The sequence below is a fragment of the Mesorhizobium sp. CNPSo 4671 genome, from assembly GCF_057784245.1.
The window spans coordinates 264,741-288,237 of record NZ_JBWLUW010000005.1 but is presented as its reverse complement, the minus strand read 5'-3'; the positions used below and the strand labels follow the sequence as shown (position 1 = coordinate 288,237).

General features: G+C 62.9%; 22 protein-coding genes and 1 other RNA gene. 10 read left to right on the top strand and 13 right to left on the bottom strand.

Annotation, left to right across the window (positions count from 1 at the left end):
* Positions 1 to 5: 5 nt before the first annotated feature.
* The 10 genes from nikC to ffs form a co-directional block, all read right to left on the bottom strand.
* Entirely contained in the window at positions 6 to 926 is a 921-nt protein-coding gene (nikC, locus tag AC04SF_RS17310) for a nickel transporter permease (RefSeq protein WP_202351714.1), read from the bottom strand.
* Positions 923 to 1,984, bottom strand: a complete 1,062-nt coding sequence (locus AC04SF_RS17305) for an ABC transporter permease (RefSeq protein WP_488478827.1) — start codon at positions 1,982 to 1,984, stop codon at positions 923 to 925. Before AC04SF_RS17305 ends, nikC begins: the two co-directional genes overlap by 4 nt.
* Before the next feature lie 18 nt (positions 1,985 to 2,002).
* On the bottom strand, positions 2,003 to 3,646 hold the full coding sequence (locus tag AC04SF_RS17300) for an ABC transporter substrate-binding protein (RefSeq protein WP_096453270.1): 1,644 nt from the start codon (positions 3,644 to 3,646) through the stop codon (positions 2,003 to 2,005).
* 261 nt (positions 3,647 to 3,907) lie between these two features.
* The gene (locus AC04SF_RS17295) at positions 3,908 to 5,185 is read right to left on the bottom strand and encodes a lytic murein transglycosylase (RefSeq protein WP_488478826.1); all 1,278 of its coding nucleotides are present in this window, start codon (positions 5,183 to 5,185) and stop codon (positions 3,908 to 3,910) included.
* Between the two features lie 192 nt (positions 5,186 to 5,377).
* On the bottom strand, positions 5,378 to 5,983 hold the full coding sequence (recR, locus tag AC04SF_RS17290) for a recombination mediator RecR (protein ID WP_488478825.1): 606 nt from the start codon (positions 5,981 to 5,983) through the stop codon (positions 5,378 to 5,380).
* Between the two features lie 90 nt (positions 5,984 to 6,073).
* The gene (locus tag AC04SF_RS17285; protein WP_488478824.1) at positions 6,074 to 7,129 is read right to left on the bottom strand and encodes a cell wall hydrolase; all 1,056 of its coding nucleotides are present in this window, start codon (positions 7,127 to 7,129) and stop codon (positions 6,074 to 6,076) included.
* A gap of 228 nt (positions 7,130 to 7,357) precedes the next feature.
* Positions 7,358 to 7,765, bottom strand: a complete 408-nt coding sequence (locus AC04SF_RS17280) for a hypothetical protein (RefSeq protein ID WP_488478929.1) — start codon at positions 7,763 to 7,765, stop codon at positions 7,358 to 7,360.
* 77 nt (positions 7,766 to 7,842) lie between these two features.
* Complete coding sequence (locus tag AC04SF_RS17275) at positions 7,843 to 8,166, bottom strand: YbaB/EbfC family nucleoid-associated protein (protein WP_488478823.1); 324 nt, start codon at positions 8,164 to 8,166, stop codon at positions 7,843 to 7,845.
* A gap of 23 nt (positions 8,167 to 8,189) precedes the next feature.
* Entirely contained in the window at positions 8,190 to 10,028 is a 1,839-nt protein-coding gene (locus AC04SF_RS17270; RefSeq protein ID WP_488478822.1) for a DNA polymerase III subunit gamma/tau, read from the bottom strand.
* Positions 10,029 to 10,132: 104 nt separating this feature from the next.
* An RNA gene (ffs, locus tag AC04SF_RS17265) (signal recognition particle sRNA small type) lies at positions 10,133 to 10,229 on the bottom strand.
* A gap of 144 nt (positions 10,230 to 10,373) precedes the next feature.
* Between ffs and AC04SF_RS17260 the strand changes: the two genes are divergently transcribed.
* From AC04SF_RS17260 to AC04SF_RS17250, 3 genes are read left to right on the top strand one after another with little or no spacing between them, the layout of a single operon-like run.
* A complete protein-coding gene (locus AC04SF_RS17260) occupies positions 10,374 to 10,793 on the top strand; it encodes an HIT family protein (protein ID WP_096453256.1) in 420 nt (139 codons plus the stop codon).
* Positions 10,794 to 10,832: 39 nt separating this feature from the next.
* On the top strand, positions 10,833 to 11,777 hold the full coding sequence (nudC, locus tag AC04SF_RS17255) for an NAD(+) diphosphatase (protein WP_488478821.1): 945 nt from the start codon (positions 10,833 to 10,835) through the stop codon (positions 11,775 to 11,777).
* Positions 11,778 to 11,808: 31 nt separating this feature from the next.
* Positions 11,809 to 12,114, top strand: a complete 306-nt coding sequence (locus tag AC04SF_RS17250) for a Dabb family protein (protein WP_095198416.1) — start codon at positions 11,809 to 11,811, stop codon at positions 12,112 to 12,114.
* A 76-nt stretch (positions 12,115 to 12,190) separates the two neighbouring features.
* Here the strand turns inward: AC04SF_RS17250 and AC04SF_RS17245 are convergent, their stop codons facing one another.
* Together AC04SF_RS17245 and AC04SF_RS17240 are read right to left on the bottom strand one after the other, a co-directional pair.
* Positions 12,191 to 13,054, bottom strand: a complete 864-nt coding sequence (locus tag AC04SF_RS17245; RefSeq protein ID WP_488478820.1) for a prephenate dehydratase — start codon at positions 13,052 to 13,054, stop codon at positions 12,191 to 12,193.
* A 38-nt stretch (positions 13,055 to 13,092) separates the two neighbouring features.
* On the bottom strand, positions 13,093 to 13,821 hold the full coding sequence (locus AC04SF_RS17240; protein ID WP_488478819.1) for a 3-deoxy-manno-octulosonate cytidylyltransferase: 729 nt from the start codon (positions 13,819 to 13,821) through the stop codon (positions 13,093 to 13,095).
* 193 nt (positions 13,822 to 14,014) lie between these two features.
* Between AC04SF_RS17240 and AC04SF_RS17235 the strand changes: the two genes are divergently transcribed.
* Complete coding sequence (locus AC04SF_RS17235) at positions 14,015 to 14,695, top strand: c-type cytochrome (RefSeq protein ID WP_488478818.1); 681 nt, start codon at positions 14,015 to 14,017, stop codon at positions 14,693 to 14,695.
* Between the two features lie 37 nt (positions 14,696 to 14,732).
* Here AC04SF_RS17235 and AC04SF_RS17230 read toward each other — a convergent pair whose 3' ends face one another.
* Positions 14,733 to 14,864, bottom strand: a complete 132-nt coding sequence (locus AC04SF_RS17230) for a hypothetical protein (protein WP_488478817.1) — start codon at positions 14,862 to 14,864, stop codon at positions 14,733 to 14,735.
* On the opposite strand from AC04SF_RS17230, the gene AC04SF_RS17225 reads away from it, so the two are divergent.
* From AC04SF_RS17225 to AC04SF_RS17200, 6 genes are read left to right on the top strand one after another with little or no spacing between them, the layout of a single operon-like run.
* Positions 14,863 to 16,740 (top strand): extracellular solute-binding protein, encoded by a 1,878-nt coding sequence (locus tag AC04SF_RS17225; protein ID WP_488478816.1) that lies wholly within the window; start codon positions 14,863 to 14,865, stop codon positions 16,738 to 16,740. The genes AC04SF_RS17230 and AC04SF_RS17225 overlap by 2 nt on opposite strands.
* A gap of 14 nt (positions 16,741 to 16,754) precedes the next feature.
* Positions 16,755 to 18,623: an extracellular solute-binding protein gene (locus AC04SF_RS17220; protein WP_488478815.1), complete on the top strand. Its 1,869-nt coding sequence runs from the start codon at positions 16,755 to 16,757 to the stop codon at positions 18,621 to 18,623.
* A 30-nt stretch (positions 18,624 to 18,653) separates the two neighbouring features.
* Entirely contained in the window at positions 18,654 to 19,748 is a 1,095-nt protein-coding gene (locus tag AC04SF_RS17215) for a microcin C ABC transporter permease YejB (protein WP_488478814.1), read from the top strand.
* The gene (locus AC04SF_RS17210; protein WP_488478813.1) at positions 19,748 to 20,893 is read left to right on the top strand and encodes an ABC transporter permease; all 1,146 of its coding nucleotides are present in this window, start codon (positions 19,748 to 19,750) and stop codon (positions 20,891 to 20,893) included. The genes AC04SF_RS17215 and AC04SF_RS17210 overlap by 1 nt, the downstream gene beginning before the upstream one ends.
* On the top strand, positions 20,890 to 22,521 hold the full coding sequence (locus AC04SF_RS17205; protein WP_488478812.1) for an ABC transporter ATP-binding protein: 1,632 nt from the start codon (positions 20,890 to 20,892) through the stop codon (positions 22,519 to 22,521). Before AC04SF_RS17210 ends, AC04SF_RS17205 begins: the two co-directional genes overlap by 4 nt.
* A 30-nt stretch (positions 22,522 to 22,551) precedes the next feature.
* Positions 22,552 to 23,493 (top strand): 2-hydroxyacid dehydrogenase, encoded by a 942-nt coding sequence (locus AC04SF_RS17200; protein ID WP_488478811.1) that lies wholly within the window; start codon positions 22,552 to 22,554, stop codon positions 23,491 to 23,493.
* The last annotated feature ends 4 nt before the right edge of the window (positions 23,494 to 23,497 follow it).

The following is a 23,497-nucleotide window of genomic DNA, read 5'->3' as shown; positions in this document are numbered from 1 at the left end:
GCCGCTCATTGGTCACCACTCCGGGGATCGAGCGCGTCGCGCAGGCCGTCGCCAAGCAGGTTGAAGCCGAGGCTGACGATGAGGATGGCAAAACCCGGCGCGCCGGCCACCCACCACTGGTCGAGCACGAAGCGGCGGCCCGACGCGATCATGGTGCCCCATTCCGGCAGCGGCGGCTGCGCGCCGAGGCCGAGAAAGCCGAGGCCGGCGGCGGTCAGGATGATGCCGGCCATGTCGAGCGTCACCCTGACGATCAGCGAGGAGATACAGAGCGGCATGATGTGGCGCAGCACGATGCGGAAGGGCGAGGCGCCCATCAATTGCACGGCCTTGATATAATCGGAATTGCGTACCGTCAGCGTTTCCGCCCGGGCAATTCGCGCATAAGGCGGCCAGGAGGTGATGGCGATGGCCAGCACCGCATTCTCGATGCCCGGCCCCAGCGCTGCGACGAACGCCAGCGCCAGGATCAGCTTGGGGAAGGCGAGGAAAATGTCGGTGATGCGCATCAGGATCGCGTCGGTCCAGCCGCCGGCATAGCCGGCGACGGTGCCGACCAGAAGGCCGATGGGGGCGGCGATGATGGCGACCAGAATGACGACATAGAGCGTCCAGCGCGAGCCGTAGAGAATGCGCGACAGTATATCGCGGCCGAGGTCGTCGGTGCCGAACCAGTGTTCGGCGCTCGGCGCCAGCAGCCGCGAATTCTTGAGATCGCCGAATGTCGGCGAGTAAGGTGCCAGCACGCCGGCGAGGGCTGCGATGACCAGCAGGGCAATGATGATCAGCAGGCCGACAAAGGCCAGCCGATTGGCGGAAAAACGCCGCCACGCGACATAGGCGCGGCCGAGCCTTGCCTGCATGCGCGAGGCCGGCCGCTCGCTGAGCAGCCAGTCGCGACGGCTCTGGATCGCCTCGGCGCTCATGCGGATTTCGTCCTTGGATCGAGCACACGGTAAAGCAGGTCGGACAGGAGATTGATGCCGATGAACACCGAGCCGATGACGATGGTGCCGCCGAGCACGGCATTCATGTCGGCGTTCTGCAGCGAGTTGGTGATATAGAGGCCGATGCCCGGCCAGGAGAAAACGGTCTCCGTCAGCACCGAGCCTTCGAGCAGCCCGGCATAGGAAAGCGCGATCACCGTGACCATCGGCACGGCAGCGTTGCGCAGCGCGTGTCCCCAGATGATGCGGGCTTCCGACAAGCCCTTGGCGCGCGCCGCGACGATGTATTCCTGCGTCAGTTCGTTGAGCATGAACGAGCGCGTCATGCGGCTGATATAGGCGAGCGAAAAATAGCCGAGCAGCGAGGCCGGCAGAATGATGTGCCGGAAGGCGTCCCAGAAGACATCCCACTGACCCTGCATCGCCGAATCGAGAAGATAGAAGCCGGTGATCGGCGTGAAGGTGTATTCGTAGACGACGTCGAGCCGTGCCGGGAAGGCCACCCATTGCAGCTTCGCGTAGAACAGCACGAGCCCGAGCAGGCCGAGCCAGAAGATGGGCACGGAATAACCAATCAGGCCGATGACACGCACGACCTGGTCGATGAGGCTGCCGCGCTTGACTGCGGCCAGCACGCCAAGCGGTACGCCAAACAGCGCGCCGATCAGTGTCCCCAGCGTCGCCAGTTCCGTCGTTGCCGGAAGCGCGCGGCGGATGTCGGTCATGACCGGATTGGTGGTCAGCACCGACGTGCCGAAATCGCCGCTCAGGGCATTCTTCACATAGATGTAGAACTGCTCGACCAGCGGCAGGTCGAGCCCCATCTCGCGGCGCGTGCGTTCGACGACATTGAGAGGCGCGCGATCACCGAGCACGGCCAGCACCGGATCGATCGGGATGACCCGGCCAATGAAGAAGGTGACCGCGAGCAGACCAAGATAGGTCGTGACCGCGATGACCAGGAAGCGGCCGATCGCCGATGCAAGGGCGACGGCGCGGGCGCTACCGCGCCCGCTCTCGTTTTCAATCGCGCTCATGCGGCGCGTCCGTAGGCGTTACTCCTTCGAGACCGACCCGACGAAATTGGTGTCGAAGCTCGGGCCGAGCACGAGGCCCTTGAGGTTCTTGCGCAGACCAACCACTTCCAGTTGCTGGTGAATGATGACGAAGGGGCTGGTGTCGAGGATCTTCTTCTGCAGATCCTTGTACATGTCGGCGCGTTTGCCAGAATCCTTCTCCAGCAGGGCCGCTTCCGTTTCCTTGGTCAGGTCCGGAATGTCCCAAGAGTTGCGCCAGGCGAGCGTGTGCGACTTGCCGGCATCCGAATTATCGGGGTTCGACGCAAAGGTCTGGGCATTGGAGTTCGGATCGAAATAATCCTGGCCCCAATTGCCGATATAGATGTCGTGGTTGCGGGCGCGGTATTTGGTCAGCGTCTGCTTGCCGTCCCCAGGAATGATCTCCAGCTTGATGCCGGCCTGTCCCAGCGTCTGCTGGATCGATTCCGCCATGCCTGTCGTCGGCTGTCCCGTTCGCACGTCCATGGTGACGCTGAAGCCGTCGGGCAGGCCGGCCTTGGCCAGCAATTCCTTGGCCTTGGCGACATCCAGCTTGAACGGGTTGTCGTCCACAGCGCCGAGGTCGCCCTTGGGCAGGAAGGACTGGTGGATCTCGCCGATGCCCTTGAGGATGGTCGTGCTCAGCGCATCGTAGTCGACCAGATATTTGAAGGCTTGCCGCACCTCGGGTTTGGCCAGATTCGGATTCTTCTGGTTGAGGCTGATGTAATAGACCGTGCCCTTCGGCGCGCTGGTGGTGGTAAGATCCGCGTTCTTGGCAATGGCGTCGAGATCGTTCGGCTCGAGGTTGCGGGCAACGTCGATGTCGCCGGCTTCGAGCGCCAGGCGCTGCGCCGAGCTTTCCTTCATGTTGCGGTAGATGACGCGGGCGAGCTTGGCCTTCTCGCCGTAATAATTGTCGTTGCGCTCCATGACGACCGCCTCGTTGGCGCGCCATTCGCGCAGCTTGTAGGCGCCGGAACCGGCATAGCCGGTCTTCAGCCAAGCGTTACCGAAATCATTGTCCCATTTGTAGTCGGCGCTCGGCGTCACCGCCGCGACGTGTTCCTTGACCAGTTTGGCGTCGACCACCGAGGCGACCGTTGCCGAGAGGCAGTTCAGCACGAAGCTCGGCGCATAGGCCTTGTCGACGGTAAACTGGAAGGTGGCGTCGTCGACGGCCTTGGCCTTTTCGGTGACGTTGTCGCCGCTGATGCCAAACTGACCGATGATGAAGGCCGGGCTCTTGTCCAGCTTGACGGCGCGCTCGAACGAATAGGCGACATCGGCGGCGGTGATCGGGTTGCCCGAGGCGAATTTGAGGCCCGGCTTGAGCTTGAATGTATAGGTCAGGCCGTCATCAGAAACGGTCCAGCTCGCGGCGAGATCGGGCTTGACCTTGGAGGTATCGCTGAGGTCGAGGCGGACAAGCAGATCATAGGTGTTGCCGGTGACTTCGGCGGTCGACAGCTCGAAGGCCTCGCCCGGATCCATGGAGATGATGTCGTCGATCGCGAAGCCTTCGACCAGCGTGTCGGCGGGCGTGACCGCACCCGCCGGCGCTCCCGCCAGAAGCAGCGCGGACATGGCGGCACCCGCAAGCAGGATGCGCGAGCGTAGAGCAAACTTTTCCATCATCATGGTGATTGTTCCCTGTTTTGTTGTTTGTTGACCTGAGTTCCCGGCTCAGGATTGTAGAACTCTTTTCGGGGCCTAAGGACGGCCCTCCGACCCCTTACCGTTGCGGTTTTTGTCCAGTTGGTCAACACCATATCCGGCGGCCTCGTGGCCGGCAACGAGCATTTATACGACGGCCTATTGGACCAGAATGGCGGGCAGCACGTCGACGAACAGGCCGGCCAATCGAGGCCGTGGAAAAGGAAAAATCTACTAATTTCGGCGCTATTTCAGCGCGGCGACCAGGCCGGCGTCGGGAAAGCAGGTCGCGGCCTGGCCGTTCTTGACCTGCCATTTGCCGATCGAGCGGCGGGTCTTGAAGCCGGGCAGGCCGTCGGCGCTGCCGACATCATAGCCCTTGGCTTCCAGCGCCCGTTGCAGGGCGGCAATGTCGGAACGGTGGAGATCGCCGACCGGTCCCCAGTTGCCGGAAAAAGTCTGGTCGCCATGCGCAATGCGGTCCGCGCCATGGCCGATGAACAGCGCGTAGAGGTCGCTGGTGTTGTACTCCTTCAGCACGTAGAAATTGGGGGTGGCGATGAAAGCCGGCCCGCTGCGGCCGGCCGGCATCAGCAGGAAGCCTTCCGCCTTCAACTCGCTCGGCGGAAACGGCTTTCCGCCAACGCGCTTGATGCCCATTGCCGCCCATTCAGATATCTTCTTGCCTTGATCGGGGCCTTCCAGCGAGCAGGAAACGCTCTCGGGAACGGTCACCTCGAACCCCCAGCCGCGTCCCCTCACCCAGCCATAATGGACGAGATAGTTGGCGATCGAGGCGAGCACGTCGGGCGTCGAGTTCCAGATGTCGACACGGCCATCGCCGTCGAAATCCACGGCATGCTTGAGGAAAGAGGTCGGCATGAATTGCGGCTGGCCCAGCGCACCGGCCCAGGACGATTTCATCGCGCCGACCGGGGCCAGGCCGCGTTGAACGATTTCCAGCGCGGCAAGCAACTCAGTGCGGAAGAAATCCTTCTTGGTCGACATGAACGCCTTGGTGCCGAGAACCTCGAAGGCATCGTAAGGCATCTTCGCCGCGCCGAAACCGGTCTCCCGGCCCCAGATCGCCAGAAGGATTTCGCCAGGCACGCCGTAGCGTTTTTCGATCGCGGCCAGCGTCGTGGCGTTGGTGGCTTCGCGCGCGCGTCCGCCCGATGTCACCGCACGAACCGTCTTCTCGGCGAAATAGGCGCCGGGCGAGCCGAACTCGGCCTGATGCTGCTTCTGCGGCGTCTTGGGCTTCTCGCCGGGCATGACAAGGTCGGGCAGCTTCAGATTGGGTTTTATGCCGTCGAAGGCGGCATCGAAAGTCTGTTTGGGGATGCCTTTGGCCTTGGCCTCCGGCCAGAGGTCGTTCTGCAGCCAGGTGCGGAACTGGTCGTCGATCTTGGCGGCGGAGGCAGGGGCAGAAAAGACAAGGAAGGCGAGAGCAGCCAGGAATAATATTAGACAAAACTGGCGAAGGCCGCGTTCTGTGTCGCCCCCCTCTGTCCTGCCGGACATCTCCCCCTCAAGGGGGGAGATCGACTGTTGTCTCTGCTTTCGCCAACCACCACCGCTCAAGAAAAAATGCCAAGCGCGAAACTGCCAATCTCCCCCCTTGAGGGGGAGATGTCCGGCAGGACAGAGGGGGGTGCCTGGCACTAGCCTGGAAGGACGCGCAACAGTCATGATCCGCATCCTTCCGCAATCTTGTCAAAACGCCGTCCGCGAGCGCAGCGCCGCGGCCAGCGTGCCCTCGTCGAGATAGTCAAGCTCACCGCCGACCGGCACGCCGTGCGCCAGCCTTGTCACCTTGATGTCGAAGCCGGACAGCTGGTCGGTGAGATAATGCGCGGTGGTCTGGCCTTCGACCGTGGCGTTGACGGCGATGATGATCTCCTTGACCTCGCCGCCGGCAACGCGGTCGATCAGCGAGCGGATGTTGAGCTGGTCGGGGCCGATGCCGTCGAGCGGCGACAGCGTGCCGCCGAGCACATGATAGCGTACGTTCATCGCCGCCGCCCGCTCCAGCGCCCAGAGATCGGAAACGTCCTCGACGACGATAAGGGTGGTAGCGTCGCGGCGCGGGTCGGTGCAGATCATGCAGGGGTCTGATGTATCGACATTGCCGCAGGTCGTGCAGATACGCACCTTGTCGGCTGCCTCGCCCATGGCGGCGGCGAGCGGCGACAGCAGCTGTTCCTTCTTCTTGATCAGATGAAGGGCGGCGCGCCTGGCCGAACGGGGGCCAAGCCCCGGCACTTTGGCGAGCAGCTGGATCAGGCGTTCGATCTCGGGACCGGCGATTCGCTTGGACATCGCCCTGATCTAGGATTTTTCAGAGCGCTTTGGAACAGTTCCCGTCCAGCACGATCCATCATGCTGCCATGCGAAGCGTGGCGATACGGGTCAGTTGGCTTCGAGCGGCCGCCCCTGGCTGACGATCATCGCGCCAATGGCGTCGGTGTTCTCAGGCGTCGACTGGAAGCCCATCGCCGCCTCTTGCGGCTCCCCCTGAACCGACCTGATGACCTTCGTGTTCAAGGTTCCGCCAAAACGGGCGGCATCCGGTTCTTCCATCGGTTCCTGCATGGCGACCACCGTCTGCTTCACGGTCACGCGTGCCGACTTTGCCGTCGGCGCCGCAGCCGCGGTCACATAAGTCTCTTGGACCGGAGCGGTCTTGGTCTTGGGCTGACGTGTCGGTTCCGCAGCAGCAGTCATAAAGACCTGCTGCGACGGAGCGGTGCGAACAGCGGTTTTGGCCGGACGCGTCGGCTCCACCGAGGCGGTCATAAAGACCTGTTGCGCCGGAGCGGTGCGGGACGTTTTGGCCGTGCTCACCGGCTCGGCCGAGGCGACCATCGTCACCGGCGCGGCGGGCTTCACCACTTGCGGCGCCACCGAGGCAACCATTGGCTCATCGGGCAACGGCTGCCAGTTGCGGCCGCGCTTTTCGTAGAAGGCGTTGCCGCCGGCGACCATGGTGTAGTGCATGTTCTTGTAGGGGAAATGCAGGCCGGCGGTGTGGAAATACATGGTGTTCTTCAGCTTGGCCTTGCGCTCGCCCTTGAGCACGGCGTCGGCGGCTTCCTCGACATCGGGCATTGCGCGCGAATTCATCGGCCTGGTCATGACGCCCGGCGCGAACTGCCCGGGTTCACCCACCACGTCACAGATGGTGCTGCCGTGGTTGCCGGAGCGCAAGCGGTTCATCACCACCGTGCCGACGGCGATCATGCCGTCGCGGCTCGACCGGTTGGATTCGAAGAACATCGCCCTTTCCAGGCATTCCCTGTCCTTCGGCGTGTGGCTGAAGGGCCGGCTCAGGAAACTCGGCGTGATGGCATCGGTCAGGCTTGCAACGGACATGCCATGCGAGGTGGTCTGGCTGCAGGCGGCCAGGAACAGGGGAGACGTGATGACGCCGAGCAACAGCGGCGCCTTCCATCGCGTAACAATCAACAGGTTACCCTCTCACTTCGATGCCCGCCCCCAGGCTGCGGCAAGAATGAGACACTTTCAGGCAAAATGATGGCTAAAACGTTATTAACAACATACTGTTGCCGAAAAGGCACAATTTCGAGGCTTTCCAGATAGATCGAGCCGTCATTTCACAAAAGCGATGACCGCTCTCTCTTGGTTTCGCCGCAATTGCTGGCCGAAAACCGCGTCAGGTTTTCCGGGGAATCGCTACCGCCCGGCCGCGATCGTGGCCGGCTGACCAGGCTCAAGTTCCTCGACCTTCTCTGAAAACAGGCCGCGCCTAAGGAACAGTGCCCGCGCGTTCCTGGCTGCCGGCGCGATCCTTCCCGGCCAGTCGCTGTCGATGAATTCGGCCCTGGTGAAATCAGGATTTGTTTCGGAGGCCGCCTCGAGGAATTCGGCGATTTCCAGCACGACCGCGCGCTCCTCCTTCGAAAGCGCCGATGTGCTGGCCTCGATCGACGGGCGGTGCACGTAATCCTCGAACAGGTAGAAATAGCTCTTGATGCCGACAATATCGACGCCGGCATCGCTATCGGCGAGGATTTCCAGAATCTCGTAGATCCTGTTGCGGATACGCTGCTCGATCAGTCTTTCGGACGGCTCTTCGGTCATGGGCGCATCGTCGCTGGGTTCAACTTTCATGCATGTCGTTGCCCCAAAACCGCTGCACCGGTTCTGGGCGACATGCATCAGAAGGGCAGTTTCATTCCCGGCGGGATCGGCAGGCCGGCGGTCAGCGCCTTGGTCTTTTCCTGCATGATCTGCTCGACCTTGGCCTTGGCGTCATTGTGGGCGGCAAGAATCAGGTCCTCGAGGATCTCGACATCGTCCTCCTTGAACAGAGACGGATCGATCTTCAGCACCTTCATCTCGAACTTGCCGCTCAAGGTGACCCTGACCAGGCCACCGCCGGCATGGCCTACGGATTCGACCGTGGCGATCTCATCCTGCATGGCCTGGAACTTGGCCTGCATTTCCTTCGCCTTGCCCATCAGGCCGAGAAGATCTTTCATGGTCCGATCCTTGTCTTGGTTTATCAGGTCTCGTCGTCATCCGCCGGCGGCTCGACCGGCACTTCGGCCTCGGTCGTGTCTGCCTCCGGCGCGTCGGGAATGCGCACGTCGATGATCTTGGCACCGGGAAAGCGCGCCAGGATGGCGGCAACCGTCGGATCGCTCTTGGCATCGAGGAAGGCGTTTTCGCGCTTGGTCGATTCCATTTCGGCCAGCGTCTGGCCGCCCTCTTCCTTCGACAGCGACACCAGCCAGCTGCGGCCGGTCCAGGCACGCAGTTTCGTCGTCAAATCGTTGAGCAGCAACTTCGGCGCATCGTCGGTCAGGCTGACATCGATGCGGCCGGGCTCGAAGCGCACGGGACGGATGCAGCGCTTGACCAGCACCTTGAAGGCGATGTCGCGCTGCGCGTCGGCAAGGGCAACGATGTCTGCCAGCGACCTGACCGGCACGTGTTGCGGCTCGGACACTGGCGCGGGCGGCGCGACGAAGGCGGCCGGCGCGGGCGTGGCCTCGACCAGCCGCATGGTCTGCGCGCCACCGGACCCGGACGGCATGCGCGTCTGCGCCACCGCGCTCGCACCACCGCCATTGCCGTTGCCGGAGCCCGCAGGCGCGCCGTTCGGGCGCGATGCGCCATTCTGAGCCGGTGCCGCCCCGTCCAATGACCGCAGCGCCTCGTCCAATGTCGGCAGGTCGGCGGCGTGCGCCAGCCGGATCAGCACCATTTCGGCGGCACTGACCGGCCGGTTGGAGGACTGCACCTCGGGAATGCCCTTGAGCAGCATCTGCCAGGTGCGCGACAGCACCCTGACCGACAGCGCCCTGGCGAAATCGGCTCCGCGCTCACGCTCGTCCTGCGACAGCGAAGCATCGTCCATGGCGGTCGGCACGAAACGCAGCCGGGTGACGAGGTGGTTGAACTCGGCGAGATCGGTCAGAACGGCGGCCGGATCGGCGCCGGTGTCATACTGGGTGCGGAATTCGGCAAGCGCTGCCGCCACATCGCCCTTCATCACATGTTCGAACAGGTCGACGATGCGGGCGCGGTCGGCCAGGCCTAGCATGGCCCGCACCGCCTCGGCGCTGACGGAACCGGCGCCGTGCGCGATCGCCTGATCCAGGATGGAAAGCGAATCGCGGGCGGAGCCTTCCGCCGCGCGCGCGATCATCGCCAGCGCGTCGTCGTCGACCGAAATGCCTTCCTTGGCGGCGATCGAGGAGAGATGCGCGACCAGCGCACCGGCATCGATGCGCCTGAGGTCAAAGCGCTGGCAGCGCGACAAGACAGTGATCGGAACCTTGCGGATTTCGGTGGTGGCGAAAATGAATTTGACGTGCGGCGGCGGCTCTTCCAGCGTTTTCAGCAGGCCGTTGAAGGCCTGCGTCGACAGCATGTGCACTTCGTCGATGATGTAGACCTTGTAGCGGGCCGAGACCGGCGCGTAGCGCACGCGCTCGATGATGTCCCTGATGTCGTCGATGCCGGTATGCGAGGCGGCGTCCATCTCGATGACGTCGACATGGCGGCCTTCCATGATCGCCTGGCAATGCTCGCCGAGCACGGCAAGGTCGACCGAGGGCTGGTCCACGGATGATGTCTTGTAGTTCAGCGCCCGCGCCAGGATGCGCGCGGTGGTGGTCTTGCCGACACCGCGCACGCCGGTCAGCATCCAGGCCTGGGCAATGCGGCCGGTGGCAAAGGCGTTGGTGAGGGTGCGCACCATCGGCTCCTGGCCGACCAGCTCGGAAAAATTCGACGGGCGGTATTTGCGCGCCAGAACGCGGTAGGCAGCAGCCTTTTCATTATCCGGGCTTTTTGGCTCCAGGCTTTTTGGCCCCGAATTTCCGGCTTCGCTCATTCGCCCGTTAAGCTCCAAAAGGCCGCGCCCAAAGGCGCCGATTCCTGCGCATAATCTCGCCCGCGCTGCAATGCGTCGTCAATGTGGCGAGGAGGGCCGAAGAGGTGGGAGGCTGGAACAATGACCCGTTCCGGGCTCGTTAGGGCTGCTTCCTTCCGGACCTGACCCGGTTGGCGAGTGGATCGTCCACCACCAACCTCCCGCTGTCCATATCGGCAATTGCGCGACGAAATGCAAGTGCGCAGGCAAATCGGCGCGATCACACAAGAGATTCGCTTGCAGCCCCGATGTAGCCGCTCTAGCGTTCATGGTTTGAGTAAACCAAGAAAAGCAAGGGAAACGCCGATGCTGCCGGGCCTGAAGGCCGGATTCACGCTGGATGCCCGGCTGGAGGCGGACAGCGAGCAGTTGATGTGGCTTGGGCTGTGCGAATTGCGGGTGATGAACGATCGCCGCTGGCCTTGGCTGCTTCTGGTGCCGCAGCGGCCAGGAGCGGAAGAAATCCACGACATGACGCCGCTCGACCAGGCGATGCTGACCTTCGAGACCAATATGGTGGCGCAGGCGCTGAAGAAAGTGACCGGCTGCACCAAGATCAACACCGGCGCGCTCGGCAATATCGTGCGTCAATTGCATATCCATATCGTCGCACGGTCCGAAGGCGATCCCGGTTGGCCCGGCCCGGTGTGGGGGCACGGCCTGCGCGAGCCCTATCAAGGTTCCGACCTGCGCCGGTTTGCCGAAACGATAAGGGCGGCGCTATAAGCCTTCCCCAGTGTTCATCCCAAAGCATCCAGAGTCCGTATGAGCTTCCGCCTGTTTGACGCGCCTTTGCGCGAGCCGAGCCAGTTCGTCGGCTTTGCCGGCAACACGATCGACCGGCAATCCGAGAATCGCGCCGACGATTCGGTCGACAAGGCGCTGGCGGATCCAACGACGCGGCTGCTTTTGATGAATGGCGGCCGGCTCCACTTGAAGCTCGGCCAGGGCGACCGCCTGGACCCATGGTTCGGCGCCGCCGACAGCGAGCCCTTCAAGCCTTCCTTTGCCGGGGCTGTGCTGCTCGGCTTTTCCGAACAGGGGCCGGTGCTGGCGATGCCAGTCGCAATCGACGCCGAACAGCTGCCCGAGACCGTCAAGGCGATCGACTACCGATCGGTCTATATGCAAGGGCTCATCGACGATGCGGCCGCCGGCGCGATGGCGCAAGGGGCTGCCCTGCTCGCCTGGCATGCCAGCCATCGCTTCTGCAGCAAATGCGGCACCGAATCGCAGATGCGGGCCGGCGGCTACAAGCGGCATTGCCCGAATTGCGGCACCGAACATTTCCCGCGCACCGACCCGGTGGCGATCATGCTGACGGCGACGCGGGAAAAATGCCTGCTCGGGCGCGGCCGGCATTTCGCGCCGGGCATGTATTCCGCGCTTGCCGGCTTCATCGAACCGGGCGAGACGATCGAGGCGGCGGTGCGCCGCGAAACGCTGGAGGAGGCCGGCATCCGGCTCGGCCGCGTCGTCTACCACGCCAGTCAGCCATGGCCGTTCCCCTATTCGCTGATGATCGGCTGCTTCGGCGAGCCGCTCAACGAAGACATCCAGCCTGACCTCAACGAGTTGGAGGACTGCCGCTGGTTCGGCCGCGACGAGGTGCGCCTGATGCTGGCCCGGGAGCATGCCGACAATCTGGTCACACCGCCGAAAGGGGCGATCGCGCATCACCTGATCCGCGCCTGGGTCGACAGCGAATAGCCAATACTGGAAGTCACTGCAGGAGAGACAAATGATCCGGCACACCGTCGTCTTCACGCTGAAGCATGCACCGCACTCGCTCGAGGAAAAGCGGTTCCTCGTCGATGCCAAGAAAATCCTCACCGCGATCCGGGGCGTCACGCATTTCGAACAGTTGCGGCAGATCAGCCCCAAGAACGACTATCGGTTCGGCTTTTCGATGGAGTTCGCCGACCAGGCCGCCTACACCAGGTACAACGACCATCCCGACCATGTCGCCTTCGTGCGCGACCGCTGGGTGCCGGAGGTCGAGAAATTTCTCGAGATTGACTATGTGCCGCTGGGCGCGGTGATTTGAGCATGATCCCGGAAAGTGGGAACCGGTTTTCTCGGACAAACGGTTTCCGTTTGTCCGAGATCATGCTCAACAGCGATCAGTCCGCCACCTTCCACTGCTCGCGCGACTCGCTGGCCGGGTAGACGCCCAGGATCCGCACCTCGCGGGAGAAGAAGCGAAGCTCGTCCAGCGCCAGCTTGACCAGCGGATCGTCGGGATGGCCCTCGATGTCGGCGTAGAACAGCGTCGCCGTGAAGGCGCCGAGCTGGTAGCTCTCCAGCTTGGTCATGTTGATGCCGTTTGTGGCGAAGCCGCCCATAGCCTTGTAGAGCGCGGCCGGCACGTTGCGGACGCGGAAGATGAAGGTGGTCATCATCTTGACGTCCGGTGAAGGGCGCTCAGCCCACTGCTTGCTCTTGGTCAGGACGACGAAACGGGTGACGTTGGAATCGGTGTCCTCGACATTCTCCTCGATGATGTCGAGCCCGTAGAGCGTCGCGGCCAGCGTCGGCGACAGCGCCGCCATAGTGCGGTCCTTGACCTTGGAGACCATCTTGGCCGCACCCGCCGTGTCGCCGGCGACGACCGCCTTCCAGCCGTTCTTGCGGATGTATTTGCGGCACTGGCCAAGCGCGTGGATGTGGCTATGCACGGTCTTGATCTCGTCGCGCCTGACGCCGGGCAGCACCATCAGCTGGAAATGGATCGGCAAGAAATATTCGCCGACGATGTGCATCCGCGATTCCGGCAGAAGATGGTGGATGTCGGCGACGCGTCCGGCGATGGTGTTCTCGATCGGGATCATGGCGAGATCGGCCTTGCCGGTCTCGACCGCGTTGAACGCGTCCTCGAAGGTCGGGCACGGCAACGGCTCCATCGAGGGATAGACGTTGCGGCAGGCGGTGTCGGAATTGGCACCCGGCTCGCCCTGGAAGGATATTCTGTTGGTCTTTTCAGGCATAGCCAAGTCTCGATTCACAGTGTCTAGGTTCGAATTTCTCAGTTTGAAAGGATCGTTCGGGCGCGCTCAAGGTCTTCCGGCGTGTCGACGCCGAGCGGCAGCGACTGGACGATCTCGGCGTCGATGCGCATACCGGCTTCGAGCGCCCGCAACTGCTCCAGCCGCTCGCGGCGCTCGAGCGGCGACGGCTTCAGCGCGACGAAGCGCTCGAGTGCCGCGCGGCGATAGGCGTAGAGGCCGACATGGTGATAGAGCGGCCCCTCGCCCCAAGGTGCTGTGGCGCGGGTGAAATAGAGCGCCCTCAGCCTGGTGGCCGACAGCGGCGACCCGACGATCTTGACGACGTTGGAATTGGTCTTTTCCTCGTCGCGGACGATCTCGACACCGAGCGTGGCGATATCCACCGCCGCATTCTCGAACGGCCTTAGCGAAGCGGCGATGATACCGGGATCGATGGTCGGCAGGTCGCCCTGGACATTGACGATGGTTTCCACCTTGCGCCCGGGATCAAGCGCGACCAGCGCCTCGTAGATGCGGTCAGAGCCGGATTCATGGTCGATGCGCGTCATCACCGCCTCGAAACCATGCGTGCGCACCGCTTCGGCGACGCTTTGCGTGTCGGTCGCCACCACCACCCGGCCGAGGCCGGCTTCGGCCGCGCGGCGGGCGACATGGACAATCATCGGGGCGCCGGCAATGTCGGCCAGCGGCTTGCCCGGCAGGCGGGTGGAGGCCATGCGGGCCGGGATCAGGATCAAGGTGGACATCGCTATGGCAAGGCGTTCGAAAAGAGGAGGGGAAAAGTGGCAAAAGGTCTCACTGGCAGCGCCCTTATAGGTGTTGCAACGCCCGAGCAAAAGACCTAGTTTCCGCCCGATTTGACCGGCTCTGGAGGGCAGGTCTCGATACCGACGGACGGAGTGGACGGTTCGGTCCGCCGGAAAAGGGAGCAAGGGGCGTATGGATTCCAACGAAGTCAACAAACTGCTCGCCGGATTGCTCGGAACCGTATTCGTCGTTTTCTCGGTCGGCCTGGTGTCGGACGCGCTGTTTGCCTCGCCGGCCCCGGAAAAGCCCGGCTTCATCATCGAAGCCACGGAGCCCGCCGAAGGCGGCCCGGCGGCACCCGCCGCCGAAGCCAAGCCGATCGCCGATCTGCTGCAGACCGCCAATATCGAGGCCGGTGCTGCCGTGTTCAAGAAGTGCCAGGCCTGTCATTCCGGCGAAAAGGGCGGCCCCAACAAGGTCGGCCCCGATCTGTGGGACCTCGTCGACCGCCCGGTCGCCGAGCATGAAGGCTTTGCCTATTCGGCCGGCATGAAGGAATTTTCCAAGGGCGGCACCGAGAAGTGGACCTACGACAACATCAACCACTTCATCACCTCGCCGAAGAAGTTCGTGAAGGGCACGGCCATGGGCTTCGCCGGCCTGCCCAAGGACGAGGACCGCGCCAACGTCATCGCCTATCTGCGCACGCTGTCGGACAATCCCAAGCCGCTGCCGGCACCGGGTGCCGCGGCCGACGCAACGGCGCCGGCCAAGCCGGCCGATGCAGCCGCTCCGGCCAAGCCGGCTGACGGTGCGGCGCCCGCCAAGCCTGCGGCTCCGGCAGCACCAGCTCCCGCGGCTCCGGCCAAATAAACGAATTGGCATCGCGACGATCTTGAAAAAGCCGGGTTCAGCCCGGCTTTTTTGTTAGGAAAAACGCATATGCGGCGACAAAGCCGCGCATGGCGGTTTTCACGCGCGCCAAATCATCTAGATTGCCCTTCTGGATGATCTGGCACGCATCGCGAAGAGGATAGTGCATGACGGTTGGCCGAACGCTTCTCAAGTCGCTGCTGGCGGCGGGCCTGCTGGCGGCGGGATTGCAGGCGACCCGGGCCGACGAGTGGCGGACCACCTCATCGCTGATCGGCGACTCCAAATACGGTGACAATTTCCAGCACTATGACTACGTCAACCCGAACGCGCCCAAGGGCGGTACGCTGAATTCAGTGGTGCTCGGCACCTATGACAGCTTCAACCCCTATATCGTGCAGGGATCGCCGGCGGCGGGCCTCGTCGGCTTCGGCGGCGGCCTGCTCTACGACACGCTGATGGAGCAGGCGACGGATGAGGGCAGCACCAGCCACCCGCTCATTGCCGATGCCTACAAATATCCTGCTGACTATTCCTCGGCGACCTACAGGCTCGATCCGCGCGCGAAGTGGCATGACGGCCAGCCGATCACCGTCGACGACGTGATCTGGTCGTTCCAGGTGCTGAAAGCCAACAGCCCGCAATACAGCCGCTATTTCGAGAACGTCACCGACGCGGTTGCCATCTCCGACCGCGAGGTCGAGTTCCATTTCAGCCAGAAAGGCAACCGCGAGTTGCCGAAGATCATCGGCGATCTTGCCGTGCTGCCAAAACACTGGTGGGAAGGCACCGACGCCAGCGGCAAGAAGCGCGACGTCAACAAGCCGACGCTGGAAATTCCGCTGGGTTCAGCCGCCTACAAGATCGCCAGCTTCAAGCCGGGCTCGGAAATCGTCTGGCAGCGCGTGCCGGACTATTGGGCGGCCAAGCTGCCGGTGAAGATCGGCCGGGAGAATTTCGACACGCAGCGTTTTACCTATATCCTAGACGACAATGCCGCATGGCTGGCTTTCACCAAGGGCGGACTGGAAGATCTCAACCGCGAATACAGCTCGCGCAAATGGGCGACGGCCTATACTTTCCCGGCCATCAAGGCTGGCGACGTCATCAAGAAGAGTTTCGAGAGCCACTCGCCGCAGCCGATGCAGGGTTTCGTCCTCAACCAGCGGCGGCCACTGTTCCAGGACCGGCTGGTGCGTGAGGCGCTGACCATTCCGTTCGATTTCGAGTCGATGAACCGCACCTTGTTTTTCGGCTTTAACACCCGCACGTCGAGCTATTTCCAGGGCACAGACCTGGCGTCGAGCGGACTGCCGCAAGGCAAGGAACTGGAAATCCTGGAAAAATATCGCGACAAGCTGCCGCCAGAGCTCTTCACGCAAGAGTTCAAGCTGCCGGTCTACGATTCGCCGCAAGCTGAACGGAAGTACCTGAAACAGGCGGTCGATCTCTTCGCCAAGGCCGGCTGGGTGATCAAAGGCGGCAAGATGGTCAATGCCAAGACCGGCGAACCGTTCAAGTTCGAGATTCTCGGCTGGAACGACACCGACCAGGTGATCGCCAGTCCCTACATCGCCAATCTGCGCAAGATCGGGGTTAACGCTTCCCTGCGCATCATCGACCAGACGCAGTACATCAACCGTGTCACCCATTTCGATTTCGACGTCGTCACGGGCCTGTTCGGCCAATCGGACTCGGCCGGCAACGAGCAGCGTGACTTCTGGGGCTCGAAGGCCGCGGACACGCCCGGCTCGCGCAATCTCATGGGCATCAAGGACCCGACCGTCGACGCGCTGGTCGACCGTGTCATCTTCGCCACCGACCGCGCGGATCTCGTCGCGGCCACGCATGCGCTCGACCGTGTGCTTTTGTGGAACTTCTACGTCGTGCCGCAATATTACCGCTCGGCGATCTGGCTGGCTTACTGGAACAAGTTCGGCATTCCCGAGAAACAGCCCGCCTATGCCGGCTATGATCCCGACTCCTGGTGGATCGACCTCGACAAGGAAAAGGCGCTGGCGGCCAAATACAAGGGTGGCAATTGATGGGGCGGCGATCGATGGCAGTGCTGCCCCGCCGCGATTTCCTGGCATTGGGCGGCGGCGCCGCTGCCGCGGCATTGCTGCCGGGCAAAGCCTTCGCCGACATTGCAACCGGCACCAAGCTGCATGGGCTCTCGGCCTTCGGCGACCTCAAATACAGACCGGATTTCACGCATTTCGACTATGTCAATGTCGACGCGCCAGCTGGCGGGATCTTCAATTTCTCGCCGCCGAACTGGGGCTACAACCAGGACACACAAACCTTCAACACGATGAACTCCTTCGCCGACAAGGGCGATGCACCGCCGCGCATGGAGATGTGTTTCGATGGGCTGATGGTGCGGGCACTCGACGAACCGGACGCCGTCTATGGCCAGATCGCCGACGGCGTAACGCTGTCCGACGACCGGAACTCCTTCACCTTCTCGCTTCGCCCGGAAGCGCACTTCCATGACGGGTCACCACTGACGGCGCAGGACGCCGCCTTCACCTTCAAGCTCTACAAAGACAAGGGCCACCCCGACCTGTCGCTTTCCCTGACGCACATGGTCGAGGCCGTTGCCGTCGACCACCGCACGCTGCGGCTTACTTTTTCCGGCAAGCAATCGGCCCGCACCGTGCTCAACGTCGTGGAGTTCCCGATCCTGTCGAAGGCCTTCTACACGGCCAATCCGTTCGACTCTTCGCAGTTGAACCCGCCGCTTGGCTCCGGCGCCTACAAGGTCGGGCGCTTCTCGGCCGGCGCGTGGATCGAATATGAGCGGGTGGCGGACTATTGGGGCCGCGACCTTCCGGTTAATCGCGGCCAGAACAATTTCGAGCGTATCCGCATCGAGTTCTACCAGAACCGCACGGCCGGCTTCGAAGCCTTCAAGAAGGGTGAAATCACCTACCGCGAGGAGTTCACCTCGCGCGTGTGGGCGACGGCGTACGACTTCCCGGCACTGACCGCCGGCAAGGTGATCAAGCACGAATTCCCGGCCGAGAAGCGGCCGACAATGCAGGGAACGGCGGTCAACCAGCGGCGTGAACAGTTTCGCGATCCGCGCGTGCGCCAGGCGATCGCGCTCTGCTTCGATTTCGAGTGGACACGACGCAACTTCTTCTACGGCTCCTACGAGCGCTCGCAATCCTGCTTCGAAAAATCGGATTTTCGCGCCGAAGGTGTGCCATCGCCGCAAGAGCTGGCGCTGCTGGAGCCGCTGCGAAGCCAGGTGCCAGCGGCGGTCTTCGGCGAGGCGGTAACCCAGCCCGCGTCCGACGGCTCCGGCCGCGACCGCAAGCTGCTCGGCCAGGCGGCAAAGCTTCTGGCCGCAGCCGGCTGGAAACGGTCGGGCGATTTCGTCGTCAACGGCAAGGGCGGCAGGCTTTCGGCCGAATTCATGGTCGACGACGACACCTTCGTTCAAGTCTATTCGCCCTGGGTCGCCAACATGAAGGCGATCGGCATCGACGCCACGATCCGGCTGGTGGATTCGGCGCAATACCAAGCCAGGCAGGCGACGTTCGATTTCGATCTGCTGTCAGCTGCTTTTTCGTTCAGCGCGACACCGACACGCGACGATCTCGAAGGCTTTTTCCATTCCAGGACGGCCAACCTCTCCGGTTCACGCAATCTGCCGGGCACGTCAGACCCCGCGATCGATGCGCTGATCGACACGGTGGGGGTAGCAAAAGACCGTGAAAGCCTGACCGTCGCGATGCGGGCGCTCGACCGGGTCTTGCGCGCGCGATGCGATTGGATTCCTAGTTGGTTCCTGGCGAATCACCGAAGCGCCTATTGGGACATGTTCGGTTTCCCTGAACAAAAGCCCGATTTCGGCTTTCCGGTCGAGGCGCTTTGGTGGGTCGATAAGGGCAAGGCGGCAAAAATTGGCAAAGGCTGAGACAGCAGTCCAAAGAGGGCAGGAAGCCTGATGGGCGCCTACATCCTGCGCCGCGTCCTTTTGATGATCCCGACGCTGTTCGGCATCATGGCGATCTCCTTCGCCGTCATCCAGTTCGCGCCCGGCGGCCCGGTCGAGCAGGTCATCGCCAAGCTGACCAATCAGGGCGGCAGCGACCGCCTCGGCGGTGGCGGCGGCGATGCGGGCGGCTCCAACTTCGACGCCGCCGGCGACGTCAGCTCGAAATATCGCGGCGCGCAGGGGCTCGATCCGGAATTCATCAAGAAGCTGGAGAAGCAGTTCGGTTTCGACAAGCCGCCGCTCGAGCGCTTCGGCATGATGCTGTGGAATTACGCCCGGTTCGATTTCGGCAACAGCTACTTCCGCGATATCTCGGTGCTCGACCTGATCCTCGAGAAAATGCCGGTTTCGATCTCGATCGGCCTGTGGATCACGCTTCTGTCCTACGTGATTTCGATCCCGCTCGGCATTCGCAAGGCGGTGAAGGACGGCACGCCCTTCGACGTCTGGACCAGCGGCGTCGTCATCGTCGGCTATGCCATTCCGGGTTTCCTGTTCGGCATCATGCTGATGGTGCTTTTTGCTGGCGGCTCGTTCTGGGACTGGTTCCCGTTGCGCGGCATCGTCTCGGACAATTGGGACCAGCTGTCCTGGCCGGGCAAGATCGCCGACTATGTCTGGCACATGACCCTGCCGCTGACGGCGCTGGTGCTGTCGGCCTTCGCCACGACGACCCTGCTGACCAAGAACTCGTTCCTGGAGGAAATCCGCAAGCAGTATGTGGTGACGGCGCGCGCCAAGGGCCTGTCGGAGCGGCAGGTGCTTTACGGCCATGTCTTCCGAAATGCCATGCTGATCGTCATTGCCGGTTTCCCCGGCGCCTTCATCTCGGCCTTCTTCACCGGCTCGCTGCTGATCGAGAACATTTTTTCGCTCGACGGCCTCGGCCTGCTCGGCTTCCGGTCGGTGGTCGAGCGTGACTATCCCGTGGTGTTCGCCAATCTCTACATCTTCTCGCTGCTTGGGTTGTTCGTCGGATTGCTGTCCGACCTCATGTACACCTGGGTCGATCCGCGCATCGATTTCGAGCGGAGAGACATCTGATGTCGGAGGTCAGTGCTACCGCGGAGACGGTGCCCGCGCGAATCAAGCGGCCATTCCTGTCGCCGCTCAACAAGCGCCGCCTGCAGAATTTCAAAGCCAACCAGCGCGGTTTCTGGTCGTTGTGGATCTTCCTCGTCCTGTTCGTGCTGTCGCTGTTTGCCGAATTCATCGCCAACGACAAGCCGATCATCGCTTACTACAAGGGCGAGATCCTGTTTCCGGTGCTGGTCGCCTATGCCGAGGAAAAATTCGGCGGCTTCTATGCCGTGACCGACTATCGCGATCCGGTGATCCAGGACGAGATCAACGCCAATGGCTGGATGATCTGGCCGCCGATCCGCTATTCCTACCAGACCGTCAACAACGCCATTCCGGAAGCGGCACCGGCCAAGCCGTCATGGGAATATGACGCCAAGATGCGCTGCAACCAGTATCCGAAAGGGGCCGATGACCCGGCCTGCATCGTCGGCAACTGGAACTGGCTCGGCACCGACGACCAGGCGCGCGACGTCTTGGCGCGCGTCATCTACGGCTTCCGCATTTCGGTGCTGTTCGGCCTGATCCTGACCGCCGGCTCGGCCCTGATCGGCGTCGGCGCCGGCGCCCTGCAGGGCTATTTCGGCGGCTGGACGGACCTCCTGTTCCAACGCTTCATCGAAATCTGGTCGGCGATCCCGGTGCTCTATCTGCTGCTGATCGTCGCCGCCATTCTGCCGCCGGGCTTCTTCATCCTGCTCGGGCTGATGCTTTTGTTCTCCTGGGTGGCGCTGGTCGGCGTGGTGCGGGCGGAGTTCCTACGCGCCCGCAACTTCGAATATGTCAACGCGGCACGCGCACTCGGCGTGCCCAACCACACCATCATGTTCCGGCATTTGTTGCCCAACGCCATGGTGGCGACATTGACCTTCCTGCCCTTCCTGCTCTCAGGCTCGATCTCGACGCTGACTTCGCTCGACTATCTCGGCTTCGGCCTGCCGCCGGGGTCCGCTTCGCTCGGCGAATTGCTGAAGCAGGCGCAGCGCAACCTCAATGCGCCGTGGCTCGGCATTTCCGGCTTCGTCGTCATCTCGCTGATGCTGTCGCTGCTGGTCTTTGTCGGCGAGGCAACGCGCGACGCCTTCGACCCGCGCAAGACGTTCAAATGAGTGAAGCACCCCTGCTCAGCGTACAGGACCTCAGCGTCGCCTTCAGCCAGGACGGCGGCCAGTCGGTCGCCGTCGACCACATCTCCTTCGACATCGCCAAGGGCGCGACGGTGGCCCTGGTCGGCGAATCCGGTTCCGGCAAGTCAGTCTCGGCACTGTCGGTGCTGAAGCTGCTACCCTACCCCAGCGCCAGCCACCCCTCGGGAAAAATCCTGTTCCGGGGCACCGACCTGCTGGCCATGAACGAGAAGCAGTTGCGGCAAGTGCGCGGCAACAAGATCACCATGATCTTCCAGGAGCCGATGACCTCGCTCAATCCGCTGCACACGATCGAGCAGCAGATCGTCGAGATCCTGAAGCTGCATCAAGGCATGGCCGATCGCCCGGCCAGGGCGCGCACGCTGGAACTGCTGAACGAGGTCGGCATCCGCGATCCGCAGAAGCGGCTTGATGCCTATCCGCACCAGCTGTCCGGCGGCCAGCGCCAGCGCGTCATGATCGCCATGGCGCTGGCCAACGAACCGGAACTGCTGATCGCCGACGAGCCGACGACGGCGCTCGACGTCACCGTGCAAGCGCAAATCCTCGAACTCCTGGCGGGCTTGAAAAGCCGCAAGGGCATGTCGATGCTGTTCATTACCCACGATCTCGGCATCGTGCGCAAGATTGCCGACCGGGTCTGCGTGATGACCAAGGGCAAGATCGTCGAGACCGGGCCGACCGAGGACATTTTCGCCAACCCGCAGCACCCCTACACACGCCACCTTCTGGCCGCCGAGCCGAAAGGCAAGCCGCCGGCCGCCAACGCCACCGCCAAGCCGGTCATGACCGGCAAGGACATCAAGGTCTGGTTTCCGATCAAGCAGGGCTTCTTCCGCCGCACGGTCGACTATGTGAAGGCGGTAGACGGTATCGATGTCACCGTGCGCGCCGGCCAGACGCTGGGCGTAGTCGGCGAATCCGGCTCCGGCAAGACGACGCTCGGCCTGGCGCTGGCGCGCATGATCTCGTCGACCGGAACCATCCAGTTCAACGGCCGCGACATCAACCAGCTCACTTTCAACGCCATGCGGCCGCTCAGGCGCGAACTACAGATCGTCTTCCAGGATCCGTTCGGTTCACTCAGCCCGCGCATGTCGATCGCCGAGATCATCGAGGAAGGCCTGAAGATCCACGAGCCGAAGCTGTCGCCCGACGAACGCGACGACAAGGTGGCCGCCGTGCTGAACGAGGTCGGCCTCGATCCGGCGACCCGCAACCGCTATCCGCACGAATTTTCCGGCGGCCAGCGCCAGCGCGTCGCGATCGCACGCGCCATGGTGCTCAACCCGCGCTTCGTCATGCTGGACGAGCCGACATCGGCGCTCGACATGAGCGTGCAGGCACAGGTCGTCGACCTCCTGCGCAGTCTGCAGGCCAAGCACGACCTCGCCTATCTCTTCATCAGCCATGACCTCAGGGTCATCCGGGCGCTGGCCAACGATGTCATCGTCATGCGCAATGGCCAGATCGTCGAAGCCGGCCCTTCCCAGCAGATTTTTGAAAATCCGCAAACCGGCTATACTCGGGCGCTGATTTCGGCCGCCTTCAAGATAGAGACGGCGCCGGTCGGCATCGTCAGTCAGTGATTGACATTAAAAGGGACTAGACCAACCGCAATGGAAAAAGGCCGCATCCTGCTTGCCGTCACCGGCTTTCATCCGCAGCGCTGGCGCGACCTGCTGTCGGCCGAGCGCGAGGTGGTGCTGGAGCCGGACGGCGCCAAGGATCCGTCCATCACCTATGCGGTGGTGTGGAAGCAGAAGCCGAACCTGTTGTCGTCGCTGCCCAACCTGCGCGCCATCTTCTCGATCGGCGCCGGCGTCGACCACGTCTTCGCCGACCCCGGCCTGCCCGACGTGCCGATCGTTAGGGTCGTCGCCGACAATCTTACCCAATACATGACCGAATATGTCGTCTGGCGGGTGCTCGATCATCATCGCCAGGGCCCGCTCTACCGGCAGCAGCAGCAAAAGAAGATCTGGCACGAGCCGCCGCAGCGACCGGCCGGCGACATTTCCGTCGGCATTATGGGACTCGGCAATCTCGGCCGCGCCGCGGCCTCGGTGCTGCTGTCGCTCGGCTTCGCGGTCAATGGCTGGTCGCGCACCGACCGGCCGATGCAAGGGGTCGCGACCTATTCCGGCGAGGTCGGTTTGATCCCCTTCCTCAAGGCGACCGATATCCTTGTCGTGCTTTTGCCGCTGACGCCGGACACCCAAGGCATCATCAACTATGGCGTGCTGAAGGAATTGCGCAAGCGCAACGGCCTCGGCGGCTCGGTGCTGATCAACGCCGGACGCGGCCGCCTGCAGAAGGATGCCGACATCGTGCGGGCGCTGGATGACGGTACGCTGAAGGAGGCGAGCCTCGACGTGTTCGAGGTCGAACCGCTGCCCAAGACCAGCCCGTTGTGGAACCATCCAAAGGTGTTCGTGACACCGCACGCCGCGGCGACTTCCGATCCCATGCACCTGGCGCCGATCATGCTGCGCCAGATGGACGCTTTTGAGCGCGGCGAAAAGTTGGACAATCTGGTGGACCGCAAGGCGGGATACTAACCAG